The sequence below is a fragment of the Holdemania sp. 1001302B_160321_E10 genome (genome assembly GCF_015552275.1).
GTDB lineage: Bacteria > Bacillota_I > Bacilli_A > Erysipelotrichales > Erysipelotrichaceae > Holdemania.
On sequence record NZ_JADNEM010000047.1, the window covers coordinates 1 to 16,149 of the forward strand.

Genomic DNA, 16,149 nt, shown 5'->3' on the forward strand with positions numbered 1-16,149 from the left:
CTCTGCCCTCCTTAATTCTGATTCATCAAGATCTTCTTCGGATTGAACCGCATGATCATAAACGACGGAATCAGGATTGAGATGAAGACGACGCCAATGCCCAGAATATAGATTTCTCCAATGATCATCGGATTGATCTGCACGTTGTATTCTTCTAACAGATCATCCTGAGTGATCTCGGTGAAGTAATTGGTCTCGCCATAATAGAAGTTATTGTTGTTGTCATTCTCATCCGCATATTTGTTTTCCGTATCGACCTGATAGTTCAGCACCATCTTGCCAACCTGTTTGGCGACTAACGAACCGCTGACGACTGACAGGGTGAAGCCGATCAGCGCGACGATGATCAGTTCGACGAAGAACTGCGCCACGATTTTCATCTTGGATACGCCGATCGAAAGCAGCACGCCGATTTCATACTCCCGCGTTTTCAGCGTTAAGGCTGTGACGAGGGTGATGATGACGACGGCGTTGATCACGACGATCCAGACGATGATGTTGGAGAACAGCGACAGCGTATCCAGCGGCCGCGCCAGTTTCTTAAACGTATCGTTATTGGCGTTCAGAATGACATAATTGCCGGTCTGATCCTGATAATCCTCAACAAATTGATCGACCTGCAGCGGATCCTCTAAAAGATAAACGGCTTTGGAAGCCATGCCGTAATCTTCCTTCGCCATGATGTCTTCCTCTTTATAATATTCCGGCGTCGTCGTCATATAATAACGATACGATTTAACGTAGAAATCATAATATTTGTCGGAAGCGGTCGTCGCTGGCATCAACAGCGTGTTCTGCGGCGATTCATAACGGGCCATCCATTTATATTCGTCAGAATTCGGATCCAGCTGTTCGTTGCTTTTATAGATGCCGATGATTTCCAGAGAAAGAAGCAGATCCTCCTCGGTAATTCCCGAGCCTTCCATCTGCTCGATCTGCGAAGAATCAGTGATGTTGACGCTGATCGTGTCGCCGACGTGCAGGTTGTTCAGCTCTGCCAGTTCCTGCGGAACGCAGACGACGGCAGCGGAATTGTCAATCTCTTCCTGGGTGTAGAAACGCCCTTCCAGCATCTCATAGGTACCGTCCTGGAATTCGATCATATCCGGATAGCGATTGGTCTGCACGCGCAGATCCGCCGGCTTCCAACTATAAGACATCACAGAAACAGTGCCGTCGACTTCCGACTCTGTGTTTTCCTGCGGCTTGTAATTACTGTCAAACTCATTATTCAGCGGAACCGATTCGAAATCTTGGGAATACATCTGCTGAGTAGAGATGAAGTTGACCGCCTTGACCCGGCTGTCCGCTTTCAATTTTTCAATCTTATCCATCGTTAACCGCGGCGGATTTTTATAAAATGCTTCACGTTCATCGTCATCGGTGATCTTATCCGCGTCGTTGTAATAGGCCGTATAATCCAATTCCAGCGAAACGACCGCCCGCATTTTCTGGCGGGTCAGAATCTTTGCATTTTCAGCCGCGTTATTGATCCCCAGTCCAATGATGACCAGATTGCCAATCAGGAAAAAGGTTACGGCCAGAAGAACCGATTTGGAAATCTTCCGGGTCACATTCTTAAGCGCTCGATTGAAAAAATTCATAATTCTCATTCTTCCCTTCTGAGGTTAAAATTCAGACTGTCAACAGTTCAGAGACACAGTCCTCCGCTTTATTCAGCGGCCGGGCTGCCCTCATTGCCGTTCTGATTTTCGTCATTCTTGTCCGGATTATTTAATTTATCCGGGTTATAGAATACTTCTATGCTTAAAGCGTCGCCAGCTTTCACAGTTGTATTCGGATCTACCGGCTCTCCGCCTTTTTTCACACTAATCTGTCCGTCTTCTTTGCCTGTACCTGCTGAATCATTTGTTGACACGTAAGTGAAGCTGCAAGCCAATTTATTCTCATCGCAGAACGACTTCATCGCGGCCTCCGAGCCCAGCGGCGTCAGGCCGATCTGAACCTCTTTCGGTTCCTCCGGCTTCGGCGTACAGCCGCCGGTGGATTTCTTATATCCGATCTTCGCATTCAGCGGCAATGGCCGGTCGCAGCCGTGCGGCAGATCTGTTCCATCATTAGCCATGCAGTGATAGCTGATGATCTGGCCCGGTGTCGGATATTCATCCGAGCACTCTTCGCCGTCCCATGCGCCTGCCGTGATGCTGGCGCCGCGATAATTGACATCGTCAACCCACGCGTTCAACGCCAGGTAATCCTTGCCCAGATATTCGCGGCTGTTGGTCTGCAGCTGCGGCATATACAGGGAAATTGTCAGTTCCAGAACCGTACCGGAATCGACCTGGCTGCCCGCCTTAATCGACTGCGAGATGACGCTGCCGGCCGGCGCATCGCTGTAAACTTCTTTCTTCACGATCGAAACCGCGTTTTCCTTGTTCGCGGCCCAGGCTTCCAGCTGATCCTTCGTATAACCGACTAATTGCGGAACCTTGACGGCTTTTCCCTTGGAAACGGTCAAGGTCAGCGTATCGCCCTGCTTCATCGTTTTACCGGATTCGATCGACTGGGAAACGATCAGTCCGGTCGCGATCGTATCATGGTAAACCTCGACGATCTCCAGCTCGACCTTCTTGCTTTTCGCCCAGGCTTCAGCGCTGGACACTTCCTTCTTCACGAAGTCGTCGACGGTAACCTCACCCGCCGGCTGCGGTCCCTTGGATACGCTGATCGTCAGATTGGTGCCGCGCGTGAAGTTGTTTTCATTCACGGATTTCAGATCGAAAGAAATAACCTGATCCTTTTCCACCGTGTCGCTGTAAACGGTATTCACCTTCACCTTCGACAGCTTGTTCTTGCTGATCCAGTCGTTGATCTCGCTGAGCGTCATGTTCTTGATATCCGGGAATTCGATCTTCTCATCGGGATCGGCGCCCTTGGACACCTCAAAAATCAACGTTGAATCCTTTTTGATCTTGCTGCCTTCTTTTTTATTCTGGGAAATGATCTGATCGGCGTCATAATCCATGGAATATACCTGATTCATGACGATATTCTTGGTGTCGATGCCGTTTTCCTTCGCCCAGATTCCAACGTCGTTGGTCGTCTTGCCGACGAAGTTCTCAACCTTGATCTTCGGGGCAAAAAACAGGAAATACACGCCGATGATCGCGATGATCAAAGCCGCGGCTGCGCCGATCATGATCTTCGGATCCACGCTGCGCTTCGGCTTGACGATGCGTTCCACTTTTTCTTCTTTGAAGCTGTCCGGCTTTTTCTCAATCTCGGAGGCCAGGGAGCTTAAATAATCTTTTTTTGGTTCTGCCATTACGGTTCTCCTCTCCTTTTTCTTTCCATAATCCAAACAGTGTCTGATAACCTTATTTATTATAACATAGCGGATTTCGCATTTTCTTAAATCTTTATGACAACCGTAAACGTGGCGGAAAAAGAAAGGTTTTCTTACCAATACCATGTTTGAAAGAGCCTGTCGCAAAAGAGCCAAAAGAAAACGCCGCAGCCGGCATTTCATCGCCAGCGCAGCGTCTTTGTTTTATTTAGTTGAAGTAAACCTTGTCCAGGAAAGCGTTCAGATCCGAGCGCAGCTGCTCGATTTCTTCCCCATAGTTTTCCGATTCATTGCCCGGGGTGCGGTCGTTGACAAACCGGCCGTAGTTAGTCGTGCCCCAGAAGGCTGAGGTATCGTCGTCGAAGACCTTGAAGGCGTTCATGTAAGTATCCCATTTTTCATCTTCAATGCCGACGCCGTCGCCGATATAACCACGTCCGCCGCCGAGGTAGCCGCAGTTCATGATCGTGAAGTAGCTCTTGTCTTTTAACAGACCTTCCAGACCGTTTGCACCGTCCTGATAAGCAAATTTCTTCGCGAAGACTTTTTCTTTATATCCTTTGACGATGGTGATTTCAGAATCATGCCAGTTCGGATAGACGAAGATCAGATGATCGGCCTGGCTGACCAGATCCTGTTCCTTTTTGATATCTGCCGACGGTTCACCCTGACCGTCCTTGGCGTAATAGAAATCCGCCGCGGAAAGAACCGGATTGAAGTTCATCGTATACAGATCGCGCATTTCCACTTCCATGCCCTGTTCTTCCATGTGCTTCATCGCTGTGCGGGCCATATCCCACAGCACGCTGTTGTGACGCGGATCGCCGATGACAAACAGCGCTTTTTCCTTATCGCTGTCCGTGAATCCAGCCGGCGTATAATCCTGAATGTAAGCTTCCTGAACGATGGAAGCGGAAGTGACCGAATCGACAGTCGGACCGGTAAAAGAATCGGTCTTGGCCGTGCTTTCCGGCGTCGTTGTGGTTTCCGGCGTGGTTTCCGGCGTTGGAGTGGCTTGTGGCGTCTGAGCGGCGCAGCCCGCCAGCATCAGAACCGCAGTCAAAATGAGAATCAGTTTTTTCATGCTTTCCTCCTTGCGTTTTCCGAGTTTTGTGAGCAGGATCGACCAAAAGCTCAGTTTCCGAGTTTTGTGAGCAGGAAAAACTAAAAGCTCAGTTTTCGAGTTTAACGAGCAAGAAAGAACTAAAGCTCTGCCGGAGAATTTCCGGCTTCCGGGATCTATTGTAGCACAAATTTCGACGATGTCCAAGCTCTCACAAAGCAATAAACCGGCGAAAACGCCGGTTTATATCCCATTTTAACAGTTTACAGCGCGGCCTTGAGTTCCAGAAGCATGTCGCGCAGCTCGGCAGCACGCTCGAAATCGAGCACCCGGGCGGCGTCTTTCATCTCCTTCTCAAGATTGTCGATCAGCTTCTGTTGTTCTTTCTTGCCCAGCTTGGATTTCTTCTTCATGTAGCGGGCGGCCATTTCCTGCGTTTCCTTGCCGTGGATCGCTTCGCCGATGTCCTTGACGATCGTCGTCGGCGTGATGTGATGTTCTTCGTTGTAAGCGATCTGAATCGCGCGGCGGCGGTTGGTTTCTTCAATCGCTTTCTTCATCGAATCGGTCATCTTATCGCCGTACATGATGACGCGGCCATGCGCGTTTCGGGCAGCGCGGCCGATCGTCTGGATCAGCGAGCGTTCCGATCGCAGGAACCCTTCCTTGTCAGCGTCCAGTATTGCGACCAGCGATACTTCCGGAATATCAATGCCCTCGCGAAGCAGGTTGATGCCGACCAGCACGTCGTATTTGCCCCGGCGCAGGTCGCGGATCGTTTCCGTGCGCTCCAGCGTCAGTGTTTCATGATGCAGATAGGCAACCTTCAGATCATTCTTTTTCAGATAATCCGTCAGGTCTTCCGCCATCTTGACGGTCAAGGTCGTGATCAGCACGCGCTCGTTGGCCGCGATGCAGTGATGGATTTCATCCAGCAGATCGTCGATCTGACCGCGTGTCGGCCGCACTGTGATTTCCGGGTCCAGCAGGCCGGTCGGACGGATGATCTGTTCGACGACCTCGCCGTGGACTTTTTCCAGCTCGTAATTGCCCGGCGTTGCGGAAACATAAATTGCCTGATTAACGAGTGTTTCAAATTCTTCAAAACGCATCGGCCGGTTATCCAGCGCGCTCGGCAGGCGGAACCCGTATTCCACCAAGGTTTCCTTGCGCGCCCGGTCACCGTTATACATGCCGCGGATCTGCGGCAGCGACACATGCGACTCGTCGACGACCAGTAAGAAGTCCTTCGGGAAATAGTCGAACAGGTTCCACGGCCGCTGCCCCGCGGACCGGCCGTCGATATGCGAGGAATAATTCTCGATCCCCGGGCAGACGCCGAATTCCCGCAGCGCTTCCAGATCGTAGCGGCAGCGTTGTTCCAGCCGCTGTTTCTCGACCAGCTTGCCCTGCCGGTCCAATTCGGCCAAGCGCAGCTCCAGTTCTTCCTCAATTTCCTGACAGGCCCGTTCAATCTGATCCTTCGGCCGGGCATAGCCGCTGGCCGGGAAGACGTTGTAAACCGTGTACGCGTTCTGCAGCTTGCCGGTCAGCGGATCGACTTCGCAGATACGTTCGATCTCGTCGTCAAACATTTCAATCCGAAGCATGAACGCGTCAGTATGGCCCATGTTGACCTCGATCGTATCGCCCCGCACGCGGAACGTCCCGCGCGCCCGGTCCATATCGTTGCGCTTGTACTGACGGTCGACCAGCTTGCGCAGAAGATCGTTGCGGTCGATGTGATCGCCGACGCGGATCGTGAAGAACATGTCGCGGTACTGATTCGGATCGGACGCCGCATAGATGCAGGCGACGGAGGCGACGATGATCGTGTCGCGCCGTTCCAGTACGGAGTTGACGGCCGCCATCCGAAGCATGTCCAGCTCGTCGTTGGTCATCGCGTTCTTTTCAATATACGTATCCGTCTTGGGCATGTACGCTTCCGGCTGGTAGTAATCGAAATTGGAAACAAAGTATTCCACACGGTTGTGCGGAAACAATTCCTTGAATTCGGAATACAGCTGGCCGGCCAGCGTCTTGTTATGGGCGAACACCAGCGTCGGCCGGTTGACGCGCTCGATCACATTGCCGATCGTAAACGTCTTGCCCGTTCCGGTCGCGCCCAGTAATACCTGTTCTTTCTTACCGGCCTGTAAGCCGGCGACCAGCTTGTCAATCGCACGGGGCTGATCACCGGTCGGCTTGTATTTGGAAACGAGCTGAAAATGTTCATTCGCCATTGAGGATGCTCACCGCCTTCTGCAGCTGATTGTCGACGCTTTTATCCATCGACCAGCGATAGCGGACGCCCGAAACCAGCGACTGCAGCGTGGCGGCGTCCAGCACCCCGCTTGCCTCTAAATTATGCTCCGTCTGATACCGGCGCAGCGCCTGCGCCGTCGAAGTGTCGAAATAGCCGTCGCTGCGGCCGACCGGATAGTCCAGGAAAGCAAGCGCCTTCTGCGCCGAAGCAACATGCTCGCTGACCTGATCGAGCGTATAACTTTCGTCCTCTTCCATCATAAAGGAAGCCGTCGTCGTCTGCAGCACCGGCGGCAGCTCGACGATCTGATCCGGCGTGATGCCGACGCCGTTGATCCATTCTTCGTTCGGCGAGAGCCAGCGGGAGTTCGTGTATTTCAGCACTGAACCGTCGGCGAACGGCCGCTGCACCTGCACGCTGCCCTTGCCGTAGCTCTGCGTGCCAACCAGCGTCACGTCATCGCGCTGTTCCTTCAGCGCCAGCGTCAGCACCTCCGAAGCGCTGGCGGTATCGCCGTTGATCAGGATCACAATCCCTTGAATATTTTCAAACTGTCCGGCCGTCGTATGACTTTCCACCCGCCGGCCGTCCTTGTATTCCTGTGTCATGATCAGCGTGTCCTCCGGCAGAAACAGGCTGGATACGCTGACCAGCGCGTCCAGATAGCCGCCGCCGTTGTCGCGCAGATCAATGATCAGCCGCTCCAATCCCTGCTCGCTCATCATGCTTAAATACCGCTCGCATTCCACGCCGGTCGTCGAGCCGAACGAAATGATTTCCAGATAGCCCAGCGATCCATCGAGCATTTCACCATAGACCGTGTTGTTGACCTCACCGCGGGTGATCGTCATCGTCACCGGTTCGTTGTCGCGCAGCACTTCCAGCTCAACCTGCGTCCCAGCCTCGCCGCGCACCAGATCCGCGACGTCATCGCTCGGCAAATCGGTCAGATCCTGGCCGTCGGCCTTCATCAGGATATCGCCAACCTGCACGCCGGCGTGATAGGCCGGGGAATCAGCGAACACGCGGGTCACGATCTTCGGTCCGGACGCGTTGTACTGAATGCCGATGCCGACGAAGTTGTTGTCGATCGCGGTGGAAAACGCCAGCGTCTGTTCCGCCGACATGTAGGTGGTATGCGGATCCAGCGCTGAGCTGCTCATGCCGTAAAGCGCGCTGTCGATCAGATCCTGTTCCAGATTTTCGTCGTCCTTGCCGAAATACCATTCATTTTTCATGATGCTGTAAATCGAATCCAGCTTGCCCTGGGCAAACTTGTCTTGATTGACCGTGCCGCCGACACCGGCGGAAGAACGAACCGGATGAAGCGTGCCGCCTAACAAAAAGCCGACGATAAAAACGACCGCCAGCGAGGCGATCATCAGCGCCGTGACCTGCTTGCGCCGCTGACGCTCGCGCATCTCATCCGGCCACAGGTGGCGTTCTAATTTAATCTTCACTGTTTTCTTTTCATTTTCACTCATTCGGGTCACCTCAGTTTTTTTATTGTACCACAGTTTGTCGTTTTGGCCTGACCTCTCTGTTATTTTGAACAGATTTTCATCTTCCAACCGGAAATCGGCTTTAACTTTTTTCAAGTTTTAGTATAGCACAGAGATCGCCCTTTGCCTAGCGTTTCACCCGCAGCGTCCAGTCTGCGAAGACAGCCTCTTTCCCTTCGAATCATTCGGATGACCGGCAGATTTCAGTCTGATCGTGATATAATCAAAGGCAGGAGGAACAACGAATATGTTTAAACAATGTGTCATCGTCGAACCCGTCGGGATGAACGAGAACGCGCAGGCACGGCTGCGCCGGCTGGCGGAGGAAGTCATCGAATATCCAAACTCCCCGGCCAGTGAAGCAGAACTGATAAAGCGGATCGGACAGGCGGACTGCGTGCTGGTCAGCTGGCGGACGGAAATTCCCGCTTCGGTGCTGCGCCAGTGTCCTTCGATCGTCTACATCGGAATGTGCTGCAGCCTGTATTCGGAAGCGAGCGCCAACGTCGATATCGCCGCGGCACGGGAATTGGGCATCACGGTAACGGGCATCCGCGACTATGGCGACGAAGGGGTTGTCGAATATGTATTATACGAGCTGATCGGCTTTCTTAACGGTTACCGCCAGCCGTCGTTCAAGCCGGTTCCACTGGAGCTGACGGATCTGAAGGTTGGCATTCTCGGCATGGGAACCACGGGCCAGATTATCGCCCGGGGATTGATGCATTTCGGCTCGCGGATTCAGTATTACAGCCGGACGCGCAAGCCGGAATGTGAAGCGGAAGGAATGGAATATCAGCCGTTGGACGTACTGCTGCGGCAGAACGACGTGATCTGCGAATGTCTGAATAAAAACGCGATCGTGATGGGGCCGGAACAGTTCCGGTTGTTGGGAGATCATAAAATTGTCTTCAACACGTCGATCGGTCCGGGCCACGACGTCGAAGCGCTGAAAGCCTGGCTGGCGCTGCCGGATACACATTTCTTCTGCGACAGCGAACGGGCATTGGGCGATGAAGCGCTGCTCGATCATCCGCGGGTGCGCTGCTTACGGACTTCGGCTGGCAATTCGGTGCAGTGCATCGACCGGCTGGGACAGAAGGTGCTGGCCAACATGGAAAATTTCCTGAATCAGCGAAACGGTTAATCTCCCCCTGATTTAAACAGGACAAAAACCAGAGTGAACTTCCGTTCAGCTCTGGTTTTTTTATCGTCTCATTTTTTGAATTTAAATTGAAAACTTCGTCGCCAGCGTTTTCATTGCCCCCGTTTTATGCGCCGGCCCCGGCCTCCAACAGCCGCTCGACCATTTCCGTATAGCCTCCCTGAATCGCGTAATCCAGGGCGCTTTTCTGATTTTGATCGCATTGATTCACGTCGGCCCCAGCTTCGATCAGTTTGCGCGCGCAGTCCAGATTGCCGTTTTTGGCGGCCAGGATCAGCGGCGACTGTCCCGCCTGATCGACGCCGTTCAATTCCGCGCCAGCTTCGATCAACAACGTCGTTAACGGCGCGTTGTTTCGATAAGCCGCCAGATGGAGCGGCGTGCTGCCGCGGTTGGAGCGCAGATTCACGTCCGCCTGAGCCTGAATCAACAGCTGGGCGATCATTAAATTATTAGTTCCCGCCGCTAAAAGCAACGGCGTTTCATGACGGTCGTTGACCTCGTTGAGCCATTGGGGATGCTTTTGTATTAACGTCCTGACGAGCTCGCCTTGTCCGCTGAGACAGGCGATATGCAAGGGGGTGTTGCCCTCACCATCCTTCTGGCTGTCGCTGGCTTCCCACAGTTCGCTCGCTTTCAAGCCGTTGGCCGCGGCATAATCGGCGGCGCTGTGACCGGCATTATCCTTCGTTTCCGGGTTCGCGCCCTGACTGATCAGAAACTTGGCGGCTTCCACTTTTTTATAACTGATCGCACTCATCAGCGGCGTAACGCCCTGATCGTCGCTCACCTCAGCCGGACAGCTTTCCAACAACAGGCCCATGATTTCCCGGTTTCCCACGGCGGCCGCCTGATGCAGCGGCGTAACGCTGTGATTATCCGCCAGCGTCGTGTCCGCGCCCCGCTTTAACAAGGCGATCACGACGTCCCGCTGCGCTTGCGCGCAGGCATAAAACAGCGCGGTCCGGCCTTGCCTGTCGCGTTCGTTAACGTCAAGGTCCGGTTTTTTTAAGAGCGCCAGCGCTACGCCCTTCTGGCCGGTGCGGCAGGCTTTAATTAAGAGTTCAGCCACATTCTCCCTCCTTTTTCAGCAATAAATTGACAACCAGCTCAAATTCATTTTCCACGGCGATTTCCAACGCCGTCATCGACTTGTTATTGACGAGTGATAAATTAATGTCCGGCGCTTGCAGCAGCTGGGTGACCAGCGCCGCCGCGCCGGAAGGATCGACACGGTCGCGGGCGCGGATCAGCATCGTTTCCACCGGCGTTTCGCCGATCAGCTTCCGGCCGCAGGCGATCATCAGAGCGGTATTGCCTTCGTTGTCCTGCGCATTGACGTCGCAGCACTCAAGAATCATGGAAATCAAGTTCTCCGCTTCCGCGCATGGGTGTTCCGCCAGATAATGCAGTGGCTGACGGCCGTCGGCGCTTCGCTGACGCCAGACGTCGCGGCTGATCATCATTTCCAGCAGAACCTCCTGGAATTTCCGGTCTTCCACCCACCAGCCGGCGTCGATATGGCCGCACAGCACGTGCACCGGCATTTCGCCCTTTTCCGTTACCGGCTGATCCAGCATCGTCAGCTGCCGGGTTAAGCCGCGGAACATCTTTTTGATCGAACGGATCGTTACCGGATGCGTGATCCGCGTCGGGGATTTCAGAGCGATTAGAAACTGGTAAAGCGCGCAGTTTTCCACTTTACCTTCAAACGCCAGCGGCTCAGCGCCGGCTTCCAGCAACAGACTTACCGCTTCTTCGTTGAGAAACCGGCAGGCCAGCGCCAGCGCGGTCATCCCCTGTTCTTCGCCCTCGTCCAGCGCCGCGTCCAAATCGACAGGCTGGCTGATCCAATAGCGCAGGCTGTCCTGATCGTTCTGGCGGGCGGCTTCAAACAGCGTCAAGCCGCCGCTGGCTTCCGCCTGTCCGCTTAACAAGGCCGCTACCGCTTTGCCGCCAAACTGTACGGCCAGCTGCCGCGGCGTCAGACCGCTGTTATTTTTCTGATCAGGATCCTGTCCCAGTTCGAGCAGGATTTCCACAATCCGCACGTAAGGCTGTTCCAGCCGGACATGGGCTTCGCCTCGCGCAGAGTCGATCAGATTCAGACTCCGGCATACAAGATGCAGCGTTGTATCGCCGTCGGACAGCACGATCGCCGCAGGATGCAGATGGAAAAGAAGCAGCGCTTCAAAGATCGGGACGTTGACGCGCTGGGCAGCCAGCTGATAAAACGTCAGTCCGGATTCGTCACGTTTTTCTTTCGGACAGCCGGCTTTCAGCAGACGGACGCAGCATTCGGTTACCAACCCGGGGTATTCACCAAAATCCCGGAACCGGACCAGACTGTGCAGCGCGGTCCATCCGTAACGATTCACCGCGAACGGATCGCAGCCGCGGATCAACAATTCCTGAATCATTTTCTCATCCGCCTGCTCCGCCGCCAAATGCAGCGCGGTATTGCCGGCGTCGTCGGTTTCGTCCGGATCGATCTCGTCGAGAAGCAAGGTCAGCCGCGTCCGGTTATTCTCCGCCAGCGCCGCTTTGAATTGTTGTAGCATAGGGTTAATCCGTCAGTTCGCTGATCCACGCGCACTGCGCCCAGACGCCCGGCTGACCGTCCTCGTCTTCATCCAGCAGCTCCGTCAAAAGCTCGATGCCTTCCTCAAAGCGCTCGCTGATCCCTTCCTCGCCGTCAAACGCCGCGATCCAGAACAACGAACCAAAGACATACGACAAGCCGAACTCCGTCCAGGAATCAAAGACTTCGATCATTTTCTCAGCGATCTGATCCAGCCAGGCCCAGCTGTCCTCCTCATTGATGTAACCGACCGTATAGCCCCAGCGGACAACCGTCGCCGCCCGGCCGTAATCCCAGCCCAGAATATAATTTTCCGGCAGCTTGTCCTTGAAATACTGCGCCAGCTTCCAGCATGGCAACACGGATTCCAGTTCATCCTCATCCTCGGGATCGTCCATCAGTTCCTGCGGATCCGCCGCGGCCTGATACCGTGAATATTTCGCCTGATGCCCGGCCCTCGTCAGCTCGCGCAGCTTCTCCGTCAGCTCCGCCGAATTCGTGATTCCCCAGCTGCTTTGCAGCATATCCTTGATCTGATCAATAAACTCCGGCTCCTGCTCCATCGCCAAGCCGTCCATTTCATGAGCGTTTTTTAAGCTCATGTAGGCAGTAAGCAAGATTTCAAACGTGCGGAAGGTTTCATGGCTGCGCGAAAGCGTTACGCCCGGTTCTTTTTCCAGAACCCGCAGACTCTGGATCTTCTCATTGATTGATTCCAGATCATATTCCGGATCGTCGCCGCCCAGGAACATCCGCGTGAGCTCTTCCGGATCACCGCCGAACAAATCCGCAAAATCGCCCATGGAATCCGTCAGCCCGGCCAGCGGATTTTCTCCGTCTGCCATGGACGCGCTCAAATTCTGGATCATCGCTTCCGTCTGGGCCTGGATCTGGCTTTCCGTCTGATTCATCATCGCCGCAGCCGCGCCCATCGCTTCTTTCATGACCTGATCCATATCCATGTGCTGCATCATCGCTTCCTGCTGCTGCAGAATTGAAGCGGCGACTTCCTCGCTGGATTTGCCGGAAAACATCGTTTCCATCATTTTTTCATATTCTTCCTGAACTTTTTTGTAGTCGTCTGCCATTCTGAACTACCTCCTGTTTTCTAACTTTATTATCCGATCTGTTCCGAAGGAGATCAATGTTTTTCCTGCTTTTTTTGCGAATCGTAAGAATATAGAAAAGGGATGACCTGAAATTCAAAGCCGGGAAGAACGCAATCGGATCATCCTCGCCTCACAGGGACAAGTGTTCAGTGACAATATCAGCCGTATTTTCTGTTGAAAACCGGAACGACCGTTACCGATCATTAAATGTTAATCCTTTCTTTGATGCTTCCTAATTCACAGTATTGAGGTTCACCCTTATGAAATGCTTTGAAGTCAGTCGAAATCTCTCTGATTGAAAATGACTAATCTCTCTGATTGAACTCGTAAAATCGCTCTGATTGAAAACAATTAAACTCTCTGAATGGATTTATAAAATCTATCAGAATGATCGGCGCAGTTTGTATCGAAGGACAAAAAAAGTGTGGAAAAACCTGGACTGCTTCTCATCATTGCCGCAGTGAAATCTACCTTGGCGATTCCGCTGAACCTTTTCATAAACGAAAACTTACCGAACTGATCCTTAACTAAGTTCTTGAGGAAGAAACACTGCGATGAACCGTTAAAGTCATTGGCGCAAAATGAAAGCACAACGCAAAGATCCCTGTTTTCGTGATCCAATCCTATTTTTAACCTTTTTCAGAAGTCCGACAGGCTTTTCTTTGAAGTGCTTGAACGTCATGAACTGTTCAAGCGTTTTTTTATTCCTTTGAACGGCACTTTCCTAACAAAGAAAAACACCTGGGGACAGTGGCTGAATATCGTTTCAGTCATCCCTCCCGGGTGTTTTATTCTTCCTGGAAAGCAGGAAATTTCAATTTTCATGAGTAAGTGAACGAAAGCTTAGTTCTTCCGCATTTCAAATCCGGATTTAATACCCGAAGACCGTTTCCGGTTTAACCCGGCACGGCGCGCCGACGTTCGCGCACAGCCGGTTCAATCCGGCCGCGCCCCAGCCGGCGCCGAAGGCTAAATCGCCGCTCCAGCTGCTGGCATAGCTTTCCAGCGACATCGTACCGAGCTTAAACACCTCGATATGCACATGCGCGCCGGTGACGTTGCCGGACTTGCCGATCGCACCGATCTGGTCGCCGGCGTTGACGACGGTTCCGGTTTTTAACGGCGTCCTCGGACTCATATGCAGATACTTCACCGCATAGGTGACGTCGTTAATGCTCGTCAACAGGTACACCTGATTTCCACCGCCCCGGCTTCCGCCCTGAGCTTCGCCGCAGGAGTTGCCGATATAGCCGTCGTTGGAACAGCCGTCAGCACTGGCCAGCACTACGCCGTTGCCGGCCGCAAAGATCGGCGTGCCAACCCCAGCCGCGATATCCATACCCAGATGAACGCCGCCATTGACGTTCAGGCCGTAATGCCAGGTTCCCGCGGACAACCGGCCGCTGTTGGTCGGACGGGTGAAGCCGCTGGAGGTTACGATCGAATCCAGCCCCAGTGACTTGATCATCCCTTTTAATTCATTCAGGCTGCCGGAAATCTGATTTCCTTCGGCTTCCAGTTCAGCCGCCCGCTGTTCATATTCCTTCTGCGCCAGCTCGGCTGTCGCCTTTAAGCTGACAACCTGGCGTTTCTTGCTTTCAACGTCCGTCTTCGCCACTTCCAGTTCTTCTTTTTCAATGCTCAGCTGTTCCTTATCGGCGTTCAACTGATCCATTAACGTTTTCAGTTCCTCCAGCGATTTCTTGTCATAATTCATGATATCGTTGACGCCCTGAATCCGGCGCAGCAGTGAAGCGAAATCCTCTGCCCCCATTAAGAAATCCAGAAACTGGTTCGTGTGCATCGTCTGCTGGGAACGAACTAAACGCTGTTCCACCTTTTCCCGCAGCGCGTTGATCTCATTTTCTTTTTGGAGAATCTGTTCCTCCAGCGCCGCAATCGAATTTTCCTTTTCAGTGATCTGCGCGTTCAGCGTGTTGATCTGTCCCTGCAGCGAGGAAATCTGTGAATCATAATCCTTGATTTCCTGACCGACCTTCGCCAGATCCGCTTCAATTTCCTTCCGCTTCTTTTTAATTTCATTCAATTCATTCTGCAGCTCACTGTTGCGCTTAGCCGCATAATTCTGACATTCCGTCTTCTGTTCATCGGTCAGATTAGAACCGGAACACATCGTTAGGTAATAAACATCCTCGTCATCATCTGCCATGACGGGCAACACCATGCCTGTTAACAACAAGACACTTAATAGAATCAGTCCTACTTTTTTCATCGTTTCCACCTCAGATATTTCGTTACCGACATGAAGCTGCCGATCAACCCGACAACCATGCCGATCCCTAATAAGATCAGCGACAGCTGCAATACAAACGGATGCGGCGGCGTCATCTTGAACATCTCCGAAAACAGCACCCCGCCCAGCTTGTCATAAATAAAGATATAGCCAAAGATCGTAAACAAGATCGGAATGATCGCGCCCAGCGCTCCGATAATCATTCCTTCCACCACAAACGGCGCCCGGATAAAACCGTTCGTCGCACCCACGTCCCGCATGATCGCAATCTCATTGCTTCGTGCGTAAATTGTCAGCTTGATCGTGTTCGCAATGAGGAAAATCGCCAGCGCGCTTAAGCCCGCCACCAGAATCGCCCCGCCAAACCGCACGGAGTTCAGCGCTTGAACAAACATCAGCGCACTGTCCCCGCCGTAATTCACCGTTTCAATCCCTTCGATCGCCTGAATCTTTTCCGCCGTGTCCTTTAATGCGTCCCCGTCGTTCACTTCCACATAGAACGCATCGTGCAGCGGATTATCCTCCCGGTACGTTTCCAGCGCTTCTCTGGCGCTTTCATCCTCATACGTTTCCATCAGCTCGTCGAATTCCTGATCCTTGCTTGAGTATTCCACGCTGACCACATGTTCCAGATTCTTAATCGACGCCTGAATCATGTCCAGCTGTGCTTGTTCCTCATGGTCATAGGCTACAAACGCCGAGATCTTCACCGAGCCTTCGATGTTGTGGGTGACCTCCTGCATGTTGCCTGTCACAATCATAAAGATCGAGATAATCAGCAACGTGATCGTCACTGCCGAGGCGCTCGACACCGACATTGCCGCATGCCGGCCCACACCATAAAAACCCTCGCGGATATGCCGGAAGAATCGTCTAATCATGTTTGATATACCCTCCCTCGT

At 53.0% G+C, this 16,149-nt stretch carries 11 protein-coding genes; 1 reads left to right on the forward strand and 10 read right to left on the reverse strand.

Translation table 11 applies throughout. The features are described 5' to 3' along the window. Positions 1-11: 11 nt before the first annotated feature. The 5 genes from I2D94_RS17050 to I2D94_RS17070 form a co-directional block, all read right to left on the reverse strand. The gene (locus I2D94_RS17050; RefSeq protein WP_195397763.1) at positions 12-1,613 is read right to left on the reverse strand and encodes an ABC transporter permease; all 1,602 of its coding nucleotides are present in this window, start codon (positions 1,611-1,613) and stop codon (positions 12-14) included. Positions 1,614-1,672: 59 nt separating this feature from the next. After that, entirely contained in the window at positions 1,673-3,286 is a 1,614-nt protein-coding gene (locus tag I2D94_RS17055; RefSeq protein ID WP_195397764.1) for a PASTA domain-containing protein, read from the reverse strand. A gap of 229 nt (positions 3,287-3,515) precedes the next feature. Continuing rightward, the gene (locus I2D94_RS17060) at positions 3,516-4,391 is read right to left on the reverse strand and encodes an NAD(P)H-dependent oxidoreductase (protein ID WP_195397765.1); all 876 of its coding nucleotides are present in this window, start codon (positions 4,389-4,391) and stop codon (positions 3,516-3,518) included. Between the two features lie 242 nt (positions 4,392-4,633). Further along, positions 4,634-6,613 (reverse strand): excinuclease ABC subunit UvrB, encoded by a 1,980-nt coding sequence (uvrB, locus tag I2D94_RS17065; protein ID WP_195397766.1) that lies wholly within the window; start codon positions 6,611-6,613, stop codon positions 4,634-4,636. Then, on the reverse strand, positions 6,603-8,120 hold the full coding sequence (locus I2D94_RS17070) for a S41 family peptidase (protein ID WP_195397767.1): 1,518 nt from the start codon (positions 8,118-8,120) through the stop codon (positions 6,603-6,605). Before I2D94_RS17070 ends, uvrB begins: the two co-directional genes overlap by 11 nt. 265 nt (positions 8,121-8,385) lie before the next feature. Between I2D94_RS17070 and I2D94_RS17075 the strand changes: the two genes are divergently transcribed. Beyond that, the gene (locus I2D94_RS17075; RefSeq protein ID WP_195397768.1) at positions 8,386-9,285 is read left to right on the forward strand and encodes a D-isomer specific 2-hydroxyacid dehydrogenase family protein; all 900 of its coding nucleotides are present in this window, start codon (positions 8,386-8,388) and stop codon (positions 9,283-9,285) included. Positions 9,286-9,409: 124 nt separating this feature from the next. Here I2D94_RS17075 and I2D94_RS17080 read toward each other — a convergent pair whose 3' ends face one another. The 5 genes from I2D94_RS17080 to ftsX form a co-directional block, all read right to left on the reverse strand. Beyond that, positions 9,410-10,375 (reverse strand): ankyrin repeat domain-containing protein, encoded by a 966-nt coding sequence (locus I2D94_RS17080; RefSeq protein WP_195397769.1) that lies wholly within the window; start codon positions 10,373-10,375, stop codon positions 9,410-9,412. Then, the gene (locus I2D94_RS17085) at positions 10,368-11,864 is read right to left on the reverse strand and encodes an ankyrin repeat domain-containing protein (protein WP_195397770.1); all 1,497 of its coding nucleotides are present in this window, start codon (positions 11,862-11,864) and stop codon (positions 10,368-10,370) included. The genes I2D94_RS17080 and I2D94_RS17085 overlap by 8 nt, the downstream gene beginning before the upstream one ends. A 4-nt stretch (positions 11,865-11,868) precedes the next feature. Continuing rightward, positions 11,869-12,972, reverse strand: a complete 1,104-nt coding sequence (locus I2D94_RS17090; protein ID WP_195397771.1) for a DUF1266 domain-containing protein — start codon at positions 12,970-12,972, stop codon at positions 11,869-11,871. 892 nt (positions 12,973-13,864) lie between these two features. Next, complete coding sequence (locus tag I2D94_RS17095) at positions 13,865-15,226, reverse strand: murein hydrolase activator EnvC (protein ID WP_195397772.1); 1,362 nt, start codon at positions 15,224-15,226, stop codon at positions 13,865-13,867. Continuing rightward, on the reverse strand, positions 15,223-16,128 hold the full coding sequence (gene ftsX, locus I2D94_RS17100) for a permease-like cell division protein FtsX (RefSeq protein ID WP_195397773.1): 906 nt from the start codon (positions 16,126-16,128) through the stop codon (positions 15,223-15,225). The genes I2D94_RS17095 and ftsX overlap by 4 nt, the downstream gene beginning before the upstream one ends. Positions 16,129-16,149 lie beyond the last annotated feature (21 nt).

Coding starts and splice junctions, on each gene's coding strand:
- I2D94_RS17050 (WP_195397763.1), bottom strand. CDS start 1,613: ATGAGAATTATGAATTTTTTCAATCGAGCGCTTAAGAATGTGACCCGG.
- I2D94_RS17055 (WP_195397764.1), bottom strand. CDS start 3,286: ATGGCAGAACCAAAAAAAGATTATTTAAGCTCCCTGGCCTCCGAGATT.
- I2D94_RS17060 (WP_195397765.1), bottom strand. CDS start 4,391: ATGAAAAAACTGATTCTCATTTTGACTGCGGTTCTGATGCTGGCGGGC.
- uvrB (WP_195397766.1), bottom strand. CDS start 6,613: ATGGCGAATGAACATTTTCAGCTCGTTTCCAAATACAAGCCGACCGGT.
- I2D94_RS17070 (WP_195397767.1), bottom strand. CDS start 8,120: ATGAGTGAAAATGAAAAGAAAACAGTGAAGATTAAATTAGAACGCCAC.
- I2D94_RS17075 (WP_195397768.1), top strand. CDS start 8,386: ATGTTTAAACAATGTGTCATCGTCGAACCCGTCGGGATGAACGAGAAC.
- I2D94_RS17085 (WP_195397770.1), bottom strand. CDS start 11,864: ATGCTACAACAATTCAAAGCGGCGCTGGCGGAGAATAACCGGACGCGG.
- I2D94_RS17090 (WP_195397771.1), bottom strand. CDS start 12,972: ATGGCAGACGACTACAAAAAAGTTCAGGAAGAATATGAAAAAATGATG.
- I2D94_RS17095 (WP_195397772.1), bottom strand. CDS start 15,226: ATGAAAAAAGTAGGACTGATTCTATTAAGTGTCTTGTTGTTAACAGGC.
- ftsX (WP_195397773.1), bottom strand. CDS start 16,128: ATGATTAGACGATTCTTCCGGCATATCCGCGAGGGTTTTTATGGTGTG.